This is a genomic window from Bombilactobacillus sp. ESL1187, from assembly GCF_058107155.1.
In genome coordinates this window covers 687,643-705,936 of sequence record NZ_JBYLTZ010000001.1, presented here as the reverse complement: position 1 = coordinate 705,936, position 18,294 = coordinate 687,643, and the positions used below count along the sequence as shown (strand labels likewise).

Annotated in this window: 16 protein-coding genes and 1 riboswitch; of the genes, 7 read left to right on the top strand and 9 right to left on the bottom strand. The window is 39.1% G+C overall.

The annotated features are described in order from the left end of the window. The first annotated feature begins 119 nt into the window (after window positions 1-119). Together AC3B5B_RS03510 and AC3B5B_RS03505 are read left to right on the top strand one after the other, a co-directional pair. Window positions 120-1,241, top strand: coding sequence for an exonuclease SbcCD subunit D (locus tag AC3B5B_RS03510; protein WP_489769318.1), 1,122 nt, complete (start codon window positions 120-122; stop codon window positions 1,239-1,241). Between the two features lie 3 nt (window positions 1,242-1,244). Then, window positions 1,245-4,382 carry an AAA family ATPase gene (locus AC3B5B_RS03505; RefSeq protein WP_489769317.1) on the top strand — a complete coding sequence of 1,046 codons (3,138 nt, stop codon included), beginning with the start codon at window positions 1,245-1,247 and terminating at the stop codon, window positions 4,380-4,382. Between the two features lie 164 nt (window positions 4,383-4,546). Here the strand turns inward: AC3B5B_RS03505 and AC3B5B_RS03500 are convergent, their stop codons facing one another. From AC3B5B_RS03500 to AC3B5B_RS03460, 9 genes are all read right to left on the bottom strand, one after another. Next, window positions 4,547-5,416, bottom strand: coding sequence for an aldo/keto reductase (locus AC3B5B_RS03500; RefSeq protein WP_489756963.1), 870 nt, complete (start codon window positions 5,414-5,416; stop codon window positions 4,547-4,549). Window positions 5,417-5,474: 58 nt separating this feature from the next. Then, a complete protein-coding gene (locus AC3B5B_RS03495) occupies window positions 5,475-7,025 on the bottom strand; it encodes an APC family permease (RefSeq protein ID WP_489757699.1) in 1,551 nt (516 codons plus the stop codon). A 203-nt stretch (window positions 7,026-7,228) separates the two neighbouring features. Further along, window positions 7,229-7,654 (bottom strand): Hsp20/alpha crystallin family protein, encoded by a 426-nt coding sequence (locus AC3B5B_RS03490; RefSeq protein ID WP_489756964.1) that lies wholly within the window; start codon window positions 7,652-7,654, stop codon window positions 7,229-7,231. A gap of 91 nt (window positions 7,655-7,745) precedes the next feature. Next, window positions 7,746-8,405, bottom strand: coding sequence for an ABC transporter permease (locus tag AC3B5B_RS03485; protein WP_489756965.1), 660 nt, complete (start codon window positions 8,403-8,405; stop codon window positions 7,746-7,748). Continuing rightward, window positions 8,406-9,341, bottom strand: coding sequence for an osmoprotectant ABC transporter substrate-binding protein (locus AC3B5B_RS03480; protein ID WP_489769316.1), 936 nt, complete (start codon window positions 9,339-9,341; stop codon window positions 8,406-8,408). A 12-nt stretch (window positions 9,342-9,353) separates the two neighbouring features. Beyond that, window positions 9,354-9,986, bottom strand: a complete 633-nt coding sequence (locus AC3B5B_RS03475; protein WP_489756967.1) for an ABC transporter permease — start codon at window positions 9,984-9,986, stop codon at window positions 9,354-9,356. Next, the gene (locus AC3B5B_RS03470) at window positions 9,979-11,184 is read right to left on the bottom strand and encodes a betaine/proline/choline family ABC transporter ATP-binding protein (protein ID WP_489756968.1); all 1,206 of its coding nucleotides are present in this window, start codon (window positions 11,182-11,184) and stop codon (window positions 9,979-9,981) included. The genes AC3B5B_RS03475 and AC3B5B_RS03470 overlap by 8 nt, the downstream gene beginning before the upstream one ends. A gap of 238 nt (window positions 11,185-11,422) precedes the next feature. Next, window positions 11,423-12,160: a DUF475 domain-containing protein gene (locus AC3B5B_RS03465; protein ID WP_489756969.1), complete on the bottom strand. Its 738-nt coding sequence runs from the start codon at window positions 12,158-12,160 to the stop codon at window positions 11,423-11,425. A gap of 175 nt (window positions 12,161-12,335) precedes the next feature. Next, a complete protein-coding gene (locus AC3B5B_RS03460; RefSeq protein WP_489756970.1) occupies window positions 12,336-12,797 on the bottom strand; it encodes a MerR family transcriptional regulator in 462 nt (153 codons plus the stop codon). 265 nt (window positions 12,798-13,062) lie between these two features. Here AC3B5B_RS03460 and AC3B5B_RS03455 point away from each other — a divergent pair, with 265 nt between their 5' ends. From AC3B5B_RS03455 to lplA (AC3B5B_RS03435), 5 genes are all read left to right on the top strand, one after another. Then, the gene (locus AC3B5B_RS03455) at window positions 13,063-14,520 is read left to right on the top strand and encodes an MDR family MFS transporter (RefSeq protein WP_489757700.1); all 1,458 of its coding nucleotides are present in this window, start codon (window positions 13,063-13,065) and stop codon (window positions 14,518-14,520) included. A 2-nt stretch (window positions 14,521-14,522) separates the two neighbouring features. Further along, window positions 14,523-15,260: a DUF4811 domain-containing protein gene (locus tag AC3B5B_RS03450; protein ID WP_489769315.1), complete on the top strand. Its 738-nt coding sequence runs from the start codon at window positions 14,523-14,525 to the stop codon at window positions 15,258-15,260. Window positions 15,261-15,386: 126 nt separating this feature from the next. After that, window positions 15,387-15,486: riboswitch (TPP riboswitch) on the top strand. Window positions 15,487-15,526: 40 nt separating this feature from the next. Then, window positions 15,527-16,099 (top strand): energy-coupled thiamine transporter ThiT, encoded by a 573-nt coding sequence (thiT, locus tag AC3B5B_RS03445; protein WP_489769314.1) that lies wholly within the window; start codon window positions 15,527-15,529, stop codon window positions 16,097-16,099. A 72-nt stretch (window positions 16,100-16,171) separates the two neighbouring features. Further along, window positions 16,172-17,185 carry a lipoate--protein ligase gene (lplA, locus tag AC3B5B_RS03440; protein ID WP_489769313.1) on the top strand — a complete coding sequence of 338 codons (1,014 nt, stop codon included), beginning with the start codon at window positions 16,172-16,174 and terminating at the stop codon, window positions 17,183-17,185. A 27-nt stretch (window positions 17,186-17,212) separates the two neighbouring features. Next, on the top strand, window positions 17,213-18,226 hold the full coding sequence (lplA, locus tag AC3B5B_RS03435; protein ID WP_489769312.1) for a lipoate--protein ligase: 1,014 nt from the start codon (window positions 17,213-17,215) through the stop codon (window positions 18,224-18,226). The last annotated feature ends 68 nt before the right edge of the window (window positions 18,227-18,294 follow it).

Sequence of the window (18,294 nt, the reverse complement as noted above, 5' to 3'; positions counted from 1 at the left end):
GTTTGCTAAGGGAATTTTCAAAACGGTCCTATTGTAAATTAATGGCGGTAGTTAATGGAACCGAACTTTTTTTGTTGTACATAAATTTCAGTGTACAATGAATTAAAAGAGGTTAAAATATGCGTTTTTTACACACGGCCGATTGGCATTTAGGACGAAAATTACACGGCTTTAGTTTACAAGCGGAGCAAGAGTTTGCTTTTCAGCAAATTGAACAAATTGCTTTGCAACAACATGTTGATGGAATAATTATTGCAGGCGATTTATATGATCGAACTTTACCATCTGAACAAGCAGTAGCGCTCTTTAATCAGCAATTAAAGCAACTTAATTTAGTTGATCATTTGCCGATTTATGCGATTGCGGGCAACCACGACAGTGCTACGCGGCTAGCAACCGGTAGTTCATGGTACCAAAATACTAATTTGTATTTGGCGACCCAATTGGCACAGGCGTTTGAACCGATTGAATTAGCGGATACGCAGATTTTTTTATTGCCGTATTTTGAACCGTTCGCCGTCCGCCAATATTTTGCGAACGCTCAGATTAAGACCTTACAGCAAGCGATTGTGCCAGTGTTGCAAAAAATTAAGCAGTTGTTTCATCCGCAAAAAAAGCATATTTTAGTGGCACATTTTTTTGTGGCGGGGAGTTTACAAACCAATTCCGAAACGCCATTAAAAATTGGGGGCTTGGCCGCGGTACCAGAAAACTTGTTAGCAGATTTTGATTATGTTGCCTTAGGGCACTTACATGGTAAGGATGCTTTAAGATTGCCGAATGCTCGTTATAGTGGTTCACCAATTAAATTTTCATTGTCCGAAGCCCAGCAAACTAAGGGAGTTTGGCTAGTGGATACCGAACCTTTTCACTTAACCTTTATGCCCTTAAAACCCTTGCATGATGTCCACCAACTAACGCAGGATTTTCAAACTTTAATCACGCCAACTTATTATCAGCAGTTAAATTTAGATGATTATTTTGGCTTTATCTTAACTGATCAGCAAATCATTCCCAATGTATTATCTCGTTTACGAAAAATTTATCCGAAAATTTTGAGCGTGCAACGGGCAACAGCCATTCAACTGCCGCAGACGACCTTAAAAAAGCGGCCGGATTTACATCAAGATCCGATGCAATTATTAACCAAGTTTTATCAACAAACCACACAAAGAACTTTAACAACTGAGCAATTAAAGTGGGCTACTGCAGCTTTAAAAACGGCTCAAAAAGAGGTGTAAGCTTTGCGGCCATTAAAATTAGTAATGCAAAATTTTGGACCTTATGTCCACGAAACGGTGGATTTTACGACCTTTGCACATTCGGGCTTGTTTTTAATTACCGGTCCGACGGGGAGTGGTAAAACCACTATTTTTGAAGCTTTGACTTTTGCTTTATATGGAGCAACAACCACCGATGCGCGGACACCGGAGAGTTTTCGTTCGGATTTTGCATCTGCCAGTGAACCCACCCAAGTGCAATTAAACTTTGTACATCAACAACGTGAGTATCAAATTACTCGCTGTCCTAAGCAGGTTCTACCCAAAAAGCGCGGGGTGGGACAAAAAGTTTACGAAAGCACCGGGCGGTTAGCAATTTTTGAACAGGGCCAACAAATCGCGGAATTGACCAAAATCAAAGACATTAATTTAAAATTACTCGATGTTTTACAGCTGTCCCGCCAACAATTTGTGCAGATTGTGTTATTGCCACAAGGAGACTTTCAACGCTTTTTGATGGCTTCTAGTAATGATAAAGAAACAGTTTTACGCAAAATTTTTCGGACACAGTTGTATCAAAAATGGACGCAAGTCTTGAATGAACAATTGAAAGATTATAAAAAAACACAGACTAATTTGCAGCAAGAATTGAAGCTGTTATTGGATAAAGTTCACTGGGCGGTCAAACCAACTACTAGTGATGTAGATAGTAAAATATCCCAGTTAATGACACAACAAGACCATGACGAGCAACAATTGGCACAGCAAAAAAGCGCCCAAACCAAGCTACAGCAACAAGTACAACAACAGCAGCAGTTATTAACACATGCTCAAACATTGAATCAGCAAATTCAATTGTTGCAGCAAAAAAAGGCTGAGCAGCATAAATTAAAGCAAGAGCAACCAAAATTTACGCAAATGCAACAAACAATTACGCAATTGCAGTGGGTGCAACAGCAACAGCCTTTATTACAAATGATCCACCAGCAACAAGAGCGCCAACAATCTTCGCAACAGCAATTACAACAAGTCCAGCAAGAAGTGTGCCAACAGCAGCAAATTTATCAACAACAAACGCAACAATTGCGTGAATTACAACAACAACAAGCCCAACAAGACCGCCAGCAGCAGGAATTGGAACTCTTACAACAGCAACAGCCGATTTTGACTAAGTTGCAAGCAACACTGCAACAAATTCAGCAATTGCAGCCCCGAATACAAACCTTGCAAGAACAATTGCAGCAGCAACAGTTAGCGGTCGAACAAACACAATCGCAGTATGAGCAAGTTCAAACCCAACTACAAAGTCCGCCACAAGACTTCAGCCAAATCGCTACGGACCGGCAAAAATTGCAAACCATGCAGACCATGCAAACTCAGGTCGCACGATTAAGTACATTGCAACAAAAACAAGTACAATTGCAGGCGGATCAAAAGCTTCAGCAACAAGCATTGCAACAAGAGCAACAAAATGTGCGCCACTGGCAGCAACAATCCGCACAGCAAGAGCGCCAACGTCAACACCAACAAATTCAAACTTTGGCCGCACAATTACAAACTAACCAACCCTGCCCTGTTTGTGGTAGTCGCAAGCATCCCAAACCGCCGGTGATTACGCAAGCTACTGTTAGTTTACAGCAGTGGCAAGCGACGAATACGCAATTACAGCAACACCAACAACAGTTAGTTCGCTTGCAAACTATTGTAGAAGAGCAAACGCAGCAATTACAAAACCAACAGTTAGATTACCAACAATCTCAGCAACAATTACAAAAATTATGGCAAAGTATCAATCTGACATGGGATTCAGCTGTGACGCTGGAGCAATTACAGTCGCAGTTAACGCAACAAATTACTCAGCACCAACAATTAATTAATCAACGCACTGCTAGTTGGATTCACTGGCAACAGCAAACCCAAGAGTTGCCACAATTACGCCAAGCTTGGCAAACAGAACTTGCTCAAAAACAAGTTGCACAGCAACAGTTACAAGAGCAGACTACAAAACTCCAAGTTTTGCAGAGTCAACAGCAGAATTTACAAGCGCAATTGACGATCAAATGGTCTCATAAGGCTGAACTAGAGCAACGTATGGCAGAGTTAGAACAGCAAATTAACCAATTTAATGATCAAAAAACGTTGCTAGAACACCAACAAGCTACGACCAAGCAACAACTAGTTACCGCGCAAGCACAAGCACAAGTTTTAACCCAACAAGTCCAACAATTAACGGCAGAATTGACTCAGCAAACTGCTGATTGGCAGCAACGCCTCCGAGCTCACTTTACGCAAGATGCGCAACAACAATGGCAGCAATTATTATCGCAATTGGACCAATTGCCGGCTTTACAAACACAACTGACGCAGTATCAGCAACAATTACAGCAGGTGAATAATCAAATTGATATTTACCAAAATTTAGTCGGCCAACAAGAAATGATTGATTTACAGGAGCTGCAAGCACAATTGGATCAGCTACAAGCTCAATTAGTGCAACAAACACAATCTTGCGACCAATTGCAGCAACAAGTTCTATTCAATGAACAACTCCTGCAACAGATCCAAACTAGTGCGCAAAAGTTGCAAGCCATTCAGCAAAAACTAGAGCAATTAACCTTATTAGTGACAACAATGTCGGGCAACAATGAAGTCAAGTTAAGCTTAGAACGTTTTGTTTTGCAGGCCCAACTAGCCGAAATTTTGGAAGTCGCGAATCAACATTTACAGCAGTTAAGTTCGGGGCGTTATTACATGTTGTTGCACCAACAAAAAGGTGTTTATCAGAAAAATACCGGTTTAGAAATTGATGTTTATGATGATCACGTCGGCCAAGTACGGAGTGTTCATACGTTGTCGGGAGGAGAAAGTTTCTTAGCAGCTTTGAGTTTAGCCTTAGCATTGGGGGAAGTGATTCAGCAACAGGCTGGTGGTATTAGTATTGAAACGCTGTTTATTGACGAAGGTTTCGGGTCTTTAGACCAAGCTACTTTAACGACGGCGCTCACGGCCTTGGAACAATTGGAAAGTCAAGATCGGCTGATCGGAATTATCAGTCATGTCGATTTATTGCGGGAACAAATTCCTAATCAAATTCGTATTCAGACTACGGGTCAGGGCCAAAGTAAGATTCGCCTGATTACTAATGAAATGACTGCTGAATAAAATATTAGTTCGCTATGTATATCAAAAAAAGACTGGAGCAATCAGCCGAACAATGATCCACGTTAATTGCGTACTAGCATTGTAGCTAGTGGTTTTTAAGGATCAATGACTAGAACCAGTCTTTTTTGATTTGTAATTCTTTGTTAATCAGCTGTCGGAGCTAATTAGGAAGGTCGATTATTTTGATCGTAGTCTTTATAGAACTTGACATTTTCTGGAGCACGCCGATCTTTTCTGGGCGCATTCGGCGCATCTAGTTTTTGAATTTGCTGCATTTGTTCAGGTGTTAATGCAAAATTCCATAAATCTAAATTTTGTTGCATGCGGTCAGGATGAATTGACTTCGGGATAATGACAATGCCTAATTGAATCAAGTAGCGCAAAGCAACTTGCGCCGCTGTTTTGTGATGCTGTTGTCCAATTTGGACCAAGGTGGGATTATGGAATAAATCATTTTGACCTTGAGCCAAAGGTCCCCACGCCATCAGTTGGGTTTGGTATTGATCTAAATATTTTTGGGCAGTACGTTGTTGATAGAAAACGTGCGTTTCTAATTGATTCACTGCTGGTTGAACATCATTAAATTCTGCTAAATCAACAAAACGATCAGGTAAAAAGTTGGAAACACCAATCGCCCGAATTTGCCCAGCTTGATATAACTCTTCTAAAGCACGATAAGCACCATAGTAGTCATTAAATGGTTGGTGGAGTAACACTAAATCTAAATAATCAGTTTGGAGTTTGTGCATTGATTCTTGGAGAGAATCTTTAGTTTGTTGATAACCGTAATTTGAAACCCAAACTTTAGTAGTTAAGAAAATATCTTGCCGATTGACGGAACTCTCAGCAATTGCTTGACCGACAGCTTCTTCATTATAGTAAGCTTGCGCGGTATCAATTAAGCGATAACCAGTATCTAAAGCTGTTTGTACGGCAGTTTGGCACTGCTTTAAATCAGCAATTTTGAAGACGCCAAAACCTTCTTGAGGCATTTGCACACCATTATTCAACGTAATATTTGGAACTTGCTTCATGATCTAACCTCCTAGGATAAATTGACTGTAGCACCTTCGAGTAACACGAAGTCAAGGATTAAGAGTGCGATTTTTGGTTGGCCGTTTGAGCTTTTTTTAAGAAGGTGGATGGCCAAGCACTTTTCAAACCCCAGAAGTAAAATAATAGACTGCCGATAATAATGACACCAAAGTCCCAAGGATATTTGATCCAATTCAAACCGTGAAATTCATGGCTACCTAGTAAAGAGCTAAGTGTCATAAATAGTAAATAACATAACAACCAGGCGGCACCTTTGAGATTAGCGCTGGTTTGTTGCCAATGATTTTTGGCCTCATAGTAAAAATAAATTGGTAGACCCAGGCAAATGACTAAAATAACTTCAATGGTAGTGGGCCACATGCCCCAATAAATCGCTAAAGAAGTTAGCACAAAGGCAAGCGGTGCTAACCAGGATAAATGTTTTAATTTGACAGGACGGTGAAACTGCGGGGCTAATTTACGCAAGGAAACGACAGTGACTGGTCCTGTAAGATAGGCGATTAATGTGGAAGTGCAAATGACCGTTGCCAGCGTGGACCAGGAACGAAAAACACTCACCATGATCATGCTCAAAACGGCATCAATAATCATGGCCGTGCGCGGAGTGTGGTATTTGGCATTCATTTTGCCAATGAAAGTCGGCAAGTGTTCACTGTCGACCATAGCCGCTAAAGCGCGCGAACTGGAGGCAGCAAACGAAACTCCCGTACCAAAGGGCGAAACAAAAGCATCTAAGTATAAAAGAATTGACAGCCAGGAAAGTCCGATTAAGATGGCTAAATCCGCAAAGGGTGAATTAAAATTCAAACCTTGCCAGCCATGACTTAACATTTTGGGTGTTAATGTGGTAATAAAGGTACTCTGTAAGAGAATGTATAATACAGCACTGATACTGAGTGAGATGGTAATGCCCCGGCCTACGTTTTTTTTCGGATTAGTAATTTCGTTACCCATATTAATCACGGTTTGAAAAGCATCAAAGGAAAAAATAATCCCGGAAACAGAAGTGGCCGCAAAAATGGGCGCACTACCATAAGGCATAAAAGTGTGCCAACTATGGCCGTAATTAGCCGGATGAAAACTACTGATGGTTAATAGAATGATAGTTAATAGGGGAACAACGACTTTAAAGATAGAAATGAAGCTGGTAAAACGCGTTAATAAATCAATAGACCAGTAATTGATCAGTGTAAACACGATGATGAATACAAAAACGACTAGTAAGCCGGAATTGGTAATTACTCCATGATTTAATAAATGGTGGGTAAATTGAGCCCAAGACCACGGCCACGAACTCATATATTGCACGGCCGCTACTGCTTCAATCGGAATTAGAGTAATTAAAGAGATCCAGTTGGCCCAGGCAGCAATAAAGCCGAGTAAGGAACCATGACTATATTGGGCGAATTTACTCATGCCCCCAGATTCGGGAAACATGGTCCCTAATTCGACATAATTATAAGCAATTGCGCCAATAATGACTGCTCCGATTACCCAAGCTAAAATGGCCGCCGGACCGGCAATTTTGGCGGCTTCCCACGAACCAAAGAGCCAACCGGAACCAATTAATGATCCCAGTGCCAGCATGACTAAGTGAAATAAATTAATTTTCTTTTTCATTTCATTCTCCCAAGAGTACTAATACTTAATTAATTTACCACTTTTTGATAAGCAACATAAAAAAATTTTTGAAAACGAGCAATCAAGTCTAAAGCTGGTTGTGCTAATGATTATAAAAAAATCCCCTGCAATTGTTATCGACAATTACAGAGGACGTTGTGAAGTATTAATTATTGAATGTCAATTTTGGTATCGTTACTAGAATTTGGTTGAGCTTTAGGTAAATGAATTTGTAAAACACCGTTGGTATATTGCGCACTGACCTGATTACGCTCCACATTAGGTAAGCGATATTGGCGGCTAAAGCGACCGTAGGAGCGCTCATTCATGATCATCTGACCTTGGTCATTGCTGGCGTCAGAGAAAGAATCACGCTTTGCAGATACGGTCAAGATATCACGGTCGTAATTAATGCTAATATCCTTCTTATCTAAATCGGGTAAATCAATGGCAACATCATAGGCTTGGCTTGATTCAGAAACATCAGTCTTCATATTAGAGTTAGTAAAACTCGGTGTCATATTGTTAAACCAACGATCCATATTGTTGAACATATCAAACATATCGCCACGACGATTCGTTAAATTATTATTCATAACTGATTACTTCCTTTCAATTTATAACCACATTGTAGCCTCCAACGTTATAAATTTCAACTAATTAGCACTATTAATTAGATAGTGCTAATTAACCTTCTAAACCAGCGGGTTTTAACCATTTTTCTAATAAGTTGAGAAGGGTATCGGAAATAATTGACATTAAGGCAGTCGGTAAAGCCCCAGCTAAAATCAAGGCACCACCATTGGTGGCGTTGGTACCCCGAATAATAATGTCGCCTAAACCACCGGCACCAACAAATGCCCCGATTGCTGTAATCCCGATCGCTAAGACCAGAGCGTTGCGAATGCCGGCCATAATAATTGATAATGATAGGGGCAAACGGACCATATACAAGATTTGCCAATTGGTCATCCCCATGCCTCTACCAGAATCAATGATATTAGCATCAACATTGCGCATACCAGTGTAAGTGTTCTTGATAATTGGCAATAAAGAATATAAGAACACAGTCACAATGACCGTATTGACGCCTAACCCCATGCCAATCATGATAATCGACAAGAGGGCTAAAGACGGAATGGTTTGAATTACATTGGCAATACTGATCACGAAGTTACCAAGCTTATGATTACGAGCAATTAAAATGCCCACAGGAATACCAATGATGGCCGCGAACAAAACGCCATAAATCGAAATTAAAAAATGCCGACAGAATTGTTGCAAGATATACATGCCGTTGTGCTGATAATAATAAATTAATTGTTGCCAAATATTTAAATGTGACATCTACTTATCACCTCGGAAATAATGATTTTCCTGTAAGAATTTGTGGGCGACAACTTGGGGTTCTAGCAATTGATCATCAACTTGATAGTTGAGCTTACGCATGGTATGGACGTTAATCTTGCCATCTAAGCGGTGTAAAATGGGTTTTAAATCAGGATGTTCTTTTAATAAAGAATTGTTCACGAGCATAGAACACTTATATGGTGGGAAAAACTTTTTATCATCTTGTAGTTGCTTTAAGTGATAGCTGTCTACGCGTCCGTCAGTAGAGTAACCTAAAACGACATCCATCTTGTTAGAGGCTAATGCCGAATAAACTAACCCAATCTGCATGGGATAGGCTTTCGCAAACTCAAAACCATAATAACGAGTAAAATCTTTATAACCATCGCCCTTACGATTTAACCAGTTAGCATCTACACCAATCGTGGAACTATTGGCCACTTTACCTAAATCGGACACCTTGTTTAAACCATACTTTTTAGCAGTTTTTTGTGTGACCATAAAGGCAAATTTGTTTTCAAAACCGTAAGTAGGAAATAAGGTTTGATTATAGCGGCGTTTAACCGTTTGACTAACAATTCGGGTTGCTTTAGCTGCACTTTTAGTTGGCGGTAGATTTAGCGTCGTGGTTAATTCGGTACCACTATAAGATACAGCTTGAATGTCAGCATCTTTACGAATTAAAGCTTGGTGCATAAGCGGTGCCGAACCGAGGTTATTGACGATTTCGGTATGATAATTGGTTTCATGAGCTACTAATTCGCTGATAATGTTAGCAATAACTTGTGATTCAGTTGTATTTAAAGAAGCAATTCGTACCGTATCACTATTGCCTTGTGCGGAACTGAGACCGGGTAGGCTGCAACCACTAGCGGTGACAGTTGTTAATAATAAAACTAAGGCCAGTAAACAGTGGCGTAGTTTCTTTTTCATAGTTCAACCCCCTTAGTTAATTTTACTGGAAACTGGTGTTAGCTTTTGTTCTAATTTGCCTAATAGATAGTCGGTGAGAATGGCTAAGATAATGACTGGAATGGTGCCTCCTAAAATTAAGGCTGGTTGGAACAAGTTCAAACCATTAAAAATGAAGTCGCCTAAACCACCAGCACCAATGTAAGAAGCTAAGGTGGACCACGCAATGACATAGATAGCGGATAAACGAATCCCCGACATAATTACGGGCATCGCCAAAGGAACCTCGACTTTAATAATTGATTGCCAATTAGTCATGCCAATGCCCTTGGCGGAGTCAATAATATTAGGATCGACCCCTTTAATACCAATATAAGTGTTACGCAAAATCGGCATTAAACTATAAATGAATAAAGCAATAATTGCGGGTAATTGCCCAATGCCAAACACTGGGATCATTAAGGCTAATAAAGCTAAGGCCGGAATAGTTTGCAGCATACTAGCAATATTCATGACAATATTGGCCGTTTTGGGAAAACGAGATAATACAATGCCCAAGGGAACAGCGACCAAAATGCCCAAGCCTAGAGAAATAGCTGAAATATAAATTTGTTCCCAAGTTTTAACTAATAATTCAGAACCATGCTGTGCTAAAAAACTACTCATTATTTTGCTCAGCTCCTTTAGATGGCGTGTGATTATTATCCTGGCTTTCAGCGAGCGGATCGCTATCCCCCCAGATGGTGTTGTAAACCAAATTAACTAAAGCTGAACGGGTAACAATCCCGACTAAAACGCCATTATGATCAACTACAGGTACATAACTAGAACCCCGTTTTAAAATTCGATCCACTGTATCACGCAAGTAGGCTTCAGGACGTACAGTATAGATATTCGTATCTAAAATATCACTGACTCCTGCGGCCTTATGGTAACGATGTTCCAAGCGCTCAATGCGAATCAAACCTTTGAGGTGTTTGTCATCATCGGTTACTAATAAGGTATCAACATGCCGTTGTTTCATTAAAACCAAAGCTTCTTTTAAGGAAGCACCCAAGTTGATTTGTACCGGCTCCGTCAACATGATTTCTTTAACTTGCACCATATCATGCTTGGCTTCAGCTAACCGATCTTCACCAATTAAGTTTTCCACGAAATCATTAGCGGGGTGTCGTAAGATTTGATCAGGGGTATCATCTTGGACCACTTGACCATCATGCATAATGACAATATGGGTGGCTAATTTTAAAGCTTCATCCATATCGTGAGTGACAAAGACAAAGGTTTTGCCCGTATCGCGTTGCAATTTTTGAACTAAATCTTGTAAATTATCCCGCGTAATAGGATCTAATGCCCCAAATGGTTCGTCCATTAAGATCAAATCTTGATCAGCTGCGAGGGCGCGAACCACACCAATTCTTTGTTGTTGGCCACCGGATAATTCGGAAGGGTAGCGGTCTAAATATTCTTCCGGTAATTCGGCCAACTGAATTAATTCTTTGGCCCGTTTGTCTAGTTTGTCTTTGGGCCATTTTAATAGTTTTGGAACTAAAATAATATTATCTTTAATCGTCATATGGGGCATGAGCCCATTATTTTGAATCACATACCCAATTTTGCGGCGCAAATCGACTGCGTTAAAGCTGTTGACACTTTTTCCCTTAATTAAAACATCACCAGAAGTAATGCTATTCATGCGATTAATCATTCGCATTAAAGTGGTCTTGCCCGAACCAGAAGTACCGATAAAACAGCAAAATTCTCCTTGAGCAATTTTGATATTAGCGTTACTAACCGCGGGCGTTTTTCCTTTATAGATTTTAGTGACATTTTTAAACTCCACCATTGGTGTATTATCTGTCATGCAGTTGATACTCCTCTCTGTGTTTGTCAGGATTAATAGTCGCTGACATTAAAAATAGCTACGACAAAAGTACAATTAATTAAAATCACGCCAGTGTTATAAGCGTCAAGTTAAATCCAATTAATTGTTGTCTTGATACCATTAGGTAATAGAATCGATCTTGGCAAAAATACTTGTATTTTAAGGAGAGATCTTACTACCATAATAACGAAGCGCTAGAATGAAATCAAAAAACAGACTATTTTTTAGTCTGTTTTTTACGGATAAAATGGATCACAAAAGTAACAATAAAAGCAACGGCTAAAGCCAGCGTAAACATGGAATTCGGAATTTCAATGTTAATGGCGGGAATCGTCAAAAATAATTTCACGGCAATTAATAAAATTAAAATATAAGCCATGGGTTCCAATTCGGGGATTTTGTTCATTAAACTCATAATTACTTCGGCCACTCCCCGCATGGCAATAATTCCGATCACACTACCAATTAAAATAATGACGGGATTATTGGATACCGCGATGAGGGTTAACACGGAGTCCAAGGAAAACATAATATCGGTAAATTCAACCGAAATAATCACTTGCCATAACGGAGATAAGCCTTTGATTTTAAACATTTTAATCTGCTTTTTTTCGCCGGAAAATTTTTCCCAGAAAAAATGAACTGACATATATACTAGATAAATTGCACCTAGGATTTTAATCCACCAAAAGTCAATTAAATAAGTGCCAATGCCAATTACTAAGAAGCGAAAAATAAAAGCTCCCCAAATACCGTAAAACAGGGCATCGGCCTGTTCTTTTTTAGTTTTTAAGGTATGTGCTTGGGCGGCGAGAACGATCGAATTATCAACAGACAAAAGACACTCCATAATAATTAACGAAATAATCAATAACCAGTCATTCGGTGACTGAATGACTTTCTCCCAATTGTGTAACTCAAAAAACGGCCGGTACAAATTAATAATGAAATTCACAGAATTCTCCTTTAGAATAGTAACGTCAAAAAAATGCATTCAGCTCATATTAACTGCTGCTTTCGGTTATAAAGCCAATTAACCAGCTACTAGCAATTTAGTTTATTGTAACAAATCTACTACTGAAAAGAAAAAGCCAGTGCGGCTGTGCAGCCTGGCATAAGAGTTATTTTGACTAAAATGTTTGATTGAGCAGCTCCGGTTTTTGAATAGTAAATTTTGTTTGTTGATGATTATCAATGCAATAGACGTGTTGACTATGATCTTCGGCTAGCGGACCAAAATCTAAAATAATATTATCATTTTGGATAGAGATATTTTGAATACTATCTAATAAAATGTGCTGGACAGAGCGGGCAATTGACAGGTTGTCTCTCATCTTGTCAACGGCAGCGTGCAGGGTATAACCATCGTCTAAAAAATTTTTAATCATGCGGGCGTGAATTACTTGTTGGTAGGGTAACTTCACTGCGCCGTTTTCAGTTTTGACGGTTTTGAGATAGCCATTTTTAATCCAGTAGCGAATCTGCGTATCAGTAACTTGACAGGCACGGGCAGTGTCGCGAATGCTGAGATACAGATTGTCTGGTCGAATAATATTATGAAACCATTGTGCGTAATCATTAATTTGAGCCATTTTTCACCTAGTTCTTGTCTAAAATAAAATCTGAGCATCAAGAAAATTTGTGTAGCAAAACTAAACGTCTTCTTATTATAAAGTTCTTCTGTTAATTTGTAAATTTGTTAACATGAATATCAAATAATTGACAAAGAGTAGGAGATAGTTTATATTGTACAGTATTGCTTTGCTATCGGGATTTAAGAAGTTCTTAAATCGGTTCTACATGTTTAATGAATAATTTTATTGGAAAGAAGGATTTTACTTGGCAGAAAGTAACACAATGAATAAGTTCAGCAAATTAATGCTGATTATTGTTCTACTAGTTGGAACATTTTGTACTGTGTTAAATCAGACTTTATTATCGACAGCATTACCAAAGTTGATGTCCACATTTAATGTTTCGACAGCAACGGTTCAGTGGTTAACGACTGGCTTCTTGATGGTGAACGGAATTATGATTCCATTGTCTGCTTATTTAGCAACGACTGTTAATACTAAATGGTTATATATCTCAGCGATGGTTATTTTCTTATTTGGGACAGTTTTAGCTTTTATTGCTCCTAGTTTTGGCATTTTGTTAGCTGCGCGGTTAATCCAAGCAGTTGGTGTGGGAATTACCATGCCATTATTACAAACAATTATGTTATCGTTGTTCCCGGCAGAATCGCGGGGAGCCGCGCTAGGCTTAGTTGGTATTGTTGTCGGCTTTGCGCCAGCGATTGGACCAACTCTATCCGGTTGGATCGTCGATAACATGAATTGGCGTGATTTATTTGGTTTATTAATTCCATTTGTGGTGGTCGTAGTTATTTTGGCTTTAATCTTTATGAAGCCAGTTATAAAAACCCACAAACAAAAATTGGATTGGTTGTCCTTATTCTTATCCACGGCAGGTTTTGGAGCCTTATTGTACGGCTTCTCCGCCGCAGGAAATGATGGTTGGACTTCTGCTAATGTTTTAAGTACATTAATTATTGGTGTAATTGGTGTTGTTCTCTTTATTTGGCGGCAATTAGTAATTCCCAAGCCGTTCTTGGAATTACGAGTTTTTAAGACAGCAGACTTTACTTTAGCAGCTATTTTGTCCTCCATTGTGACAATTGCGATGTTAGGTGTTTCTACAGTCTTACCACTTTATTTACAAATTGTGCACGGTATGAGTGCTTTGAAGTCTGGTTTAATTTTACTACCAGCAGCGTTAGTCATGGCCTTCATGAGTCCTATTACAGGACGGACCTTTGACGCATTTGGCGGTCGGCGTTTAGCGGTTATTGGCTTGGTTATTTTGACGTTAGCAACGTTGCCATTCGTGTGGTTAACTGCTGACACACCAACCAGTTACATTGTTATTTTACAGGTAGTACGGACATTAGGAATTTCTATGGTCTTGATGCCAGTTACCACTTCCGGAATGAATGCTTTACCAGATGATTTAATTGCTGACGGTACGGCAGCTAACAACACGGCACGTCAGATTGCGTCTTCGATTGGTTCAGCGATTATGATTACGTTATTGACTAATGTTACTAAAGGTCAACAACCAGGTAAGCATTTATTGCATGCGGCACCATTCCAATATAAACATGACTTCTTAAATGCGACTTTAGCAGGTTATCATGCTTCCTTTATGTTCTCCTTAGTCTTTGCTGTGATTGGTGTGGTTTTGGCCTTCTTCTTAAAAGAAAAGAACCAGGCTAAAGATGTTGATGTGAACAAAGTAGTAAAGGGGGGTGAATAGGCATGATTTTAGTAACTTTAGTTATCGGTGCAGTCGCTACCTTTATGAGTTTTGTCTATTTAAGAAAACCACTTTTACGGACATTCGCTACGCTTATTGCTTTAATTATTTTCGGATTGTCACTCGTCTTTTTAGTCTTGAATGATTATAATCACTTCGGTATGCACCAAGTGACCGAAAGTAAAACTACCCAGATTTACCCAGCTAAATCAGCTAATGGCTTGAACTTAATGTTGTATAAGACTGTGGGTACTAATGGAAAAGAAACGGTGCAAGTTTATAAAACTGATCCAGATCAGAAAAAGCCCGTTCATTCACAAGTTAATGAAGAGACAATTTCTAATAACCACATTAAGTCCACCACTAAACAAGACGGTTCTTTAAAAGAGACGGTTACGCGTTGGAAGTATAAATCAAATGCGGATAAGATTTGGTTTGGCGTTTCTGGGATGGATAATAAATTAGTTAAACGGGTTAATACGTTCTATTTGCCTAAGAATTGGTTACATTTATCAATGAATCAAGTTAAGCAATTACAAAAGAAAATGGCCCAAATGAAAACGCCAGCTGGTCAAGCGCAAGTTAAAACACAAGCTCAAGCTTATGTTAAACAAAAATTGGCTGCTGCAGCGAAGAAAGATCCTAGTTTAATGACTAATAAGACCAAAATGACAGCTTTGAGTAAACAATATGCGCAAGAATTTCAAACGCAATTGATTAAAAAAGCAGTTGGTCAATAAACTGTGTGACAACAACTAAATGTTCCAAATAGACTTTTGAGAAATTTCTCAAAAGTCTATTTTTTTGGATGTTTTCTTGTGTTTTAACATCAATTCGGTTACACTCGAATTAAATTAAATCAGATTATCATCGCAAAGGGGAGCTCTAAATAGCTGAGAGTGATTAAGTTCAGACCCTTGGAACCTGTTTGTTAGTACAAGCGTAGGAATTGTGATGAGTGGTAGACACTCTTTTTTGCGAGATAGTTAAAAAGGAGTGTTTTTTGATGTCAAAAAATAAGTTACAAACGTTGGTTGAAGGTGCAATCATCGTGGCGCTAGCCATGGCTTTGTCGTATATTCCTCACAGTTTAGGAATTTCCTCAATTGAGATTTTGTATGGAGTAGTTCCTTTGTGTTTATATTCTTGGCGCCGGGGTGTTAAAGCCGGCATTATCGCTGGTATTGTGTGGGGATTATTGGATTTGATTTTACGAGGCTTAAGTAGTGGTTCGGTTTTAAATGTGTGGCAAGGAATATTGGAATATCCTGTGGCCTTTGGGGTCTTAGGCTTAGCCGGTCTTTGGGCGCCTGTGATTGAGCAGCGAATTCAACAACACCGATCGATTTTGCCAGCAGTATTAGTTAGCAGTAGTGTTGCATTATTTATCAAATACTTTTGTCATTTTGTGGCGGGCGTCTTGGTGTGGGGTTCTTATGCTCCCAAAGCATTTAATCCGTGGACATGGTCGTTATTAGTTAATGGTGGTAGTGCAGTTGCCAGTTTAGTTTTTGCGTTAATCGTCTTTGGCTGTTTAAAAAATATTTTAGTTAAATTATTAAATTTAAAAATAAAATAAATTAAAGATAGTCATTTGAGCTTAATTTCTTTATAATGTTATTGAAAACGTTTATAAAGAGGGGTGCTCTGAATGTACTATGTAGTAATGCAATCGCATGATATCCGTGATAATCTAGCCACTGAGCAGTATTTAATGAATAATAAGGATTTTGATGAACCACTAGTATTGTTTTATATTGAAAGTCCTTGTATTATTGTTGGTCATAATCAAAACACAATTGAAGAATTGAATAACGACTATGTCCGTCAACATCAAATCACGGTTACTCGACGACTTTCGGGGGGCGGCGCAGTATATCAAGATTTAGGTAATCTTTGTTTTAGTTTTGTAGTTGATGCAAAAGATGAAAAGTTTGGTGACTTTAAAAAAATAACCCAACCGCTGGTTGACGCCTTACACCGCTTAGGGGCAACTGGGGCACAAGTTTCCGGGCGCAATGATATTTTAATAGACGGTAAAAAGTTTTCGGGCAATGCCATGTATACCAAGAATGGCAAAACTTTCTCACATGGTACTTTATCGTATGATGTCGATTTAGACGTCTTGACAAAAGCCTTGCATGTACCAAAAGATAAGATTGCTTCTAAAGGTATTAAGTCGGTGCGCAGTCGGGTAACGAATATTCGGCCGTATTTAGATGCACAGTATCAAAATTTAACGACGGAACAATTTCGCGATATTTTGTTATTAAGTCTCTTTCAAGCTGATGATTTAGCGGACATTAAAGATCATGAATACCAAATTACCGCCCAAGACCAGCAAGCAATTGCGCAATTAAAAACAGACATTTACGCTAATTGGGATTGGGTGTACGGCAAATCACCCGAGTTTACCGTGAAGAATCGCCAACACTTTGAGATGGGGACCATTGATGCACGGTTTGTCATTGAGCAAGGCAAGATTAGTCAAGCTAAGTTTTACGGTGATTTCTTTGGTACACAAGATGTTGAACAATTAGAACAACAACTTCAAGGTGTGACTTATGATTATGATCATCTTGCTCAAAAATTACAAACGATTGATTTAGACCAGTATTTTACCGGTATTAAAGCAGCTGATTTGATCAATCTAGTGACACCTTAAAAATCTTTTCCAAAGGAGTGCAGGACCGTGTATTATTTTTGCATGCCAGCACAAGATATTCGTGAAAATCTGGCAACCGAACAATATTTAATGAACAATAAGGACTTTGATGAACCATTGGTTTTGTTCTATATTCAAAAACCGTGTATTATTGTGGGACGCAATCAAAATACTTTGGAAGAATTAAACTTAGATTACGTGAAAGCACACCAAATTACGGTCACCCGACGGCTTTCGGGTGGTGGCGCCGTGTATGATGACTTAGGTAACGTCTCTTTTAGTTTTGTGATTAATGCGCAAGATGAGCGGTTTGGTGATTTTCAAAAAATGACCCAACCGATTGTAGCAGCTCTACAGCGGATGGGAGCCACAGGAGTAGAAGTTTCTGGGCGCAATGATTTATTAATTGCTGGTAAAAAGTTTTCCGGCAATGCCATGTATACTAAAAATGGCAAAACTTTCTCGCACGGGACGTTGACTTATGATGTGGACTTAGATGTTTTGAGCCAAGCACTCAAGGTGGCGCCTGATAAAATTGCGTCTAAGGGTATTAAGTCAGTCCGCAGTCGCGTGACGAATTTGAAACCTTATTTGGCACCTGAATATCAAAACTTAACTATTGAACAGTTCCGCGATGCTTTATTGTTGAGTCTGTTTGAAGCACGAGACTTAGCAGACATCAAGGATAAAGAGTATCACTTGAACGCTCAAGATCAGGCGGGGATTGCCCAACTAAACCAAGAATTATATTCCAATTGGGATTGGGTTTATGGACAATCGCCACAATTTACCATTCAAAAGTGTCAGCATTTTAATGCGGGGACCATTGATGCGCGGTTATTGATTGACCATGGGAAAATTGCTCAAATTAAGTTTTATGGAGATTTCTTTGGCCAACAAGATGTTAGTGAATTACCAGCATATTTAGTTGGCATTGACTATACGGAATCAGCTTTAACGCAGGCCTTAGCTTCGGTTGATGTGGATCAATATTTTACCAATTTTACGGCACAGCAATTAGTTGATTTGTTAAAGCCATGAAAGATTAGAACAAAAGTCGTTGCAATTCCCGCAGCATTCTTTGGGTTCCAGTTTCTAACAATTAAAAA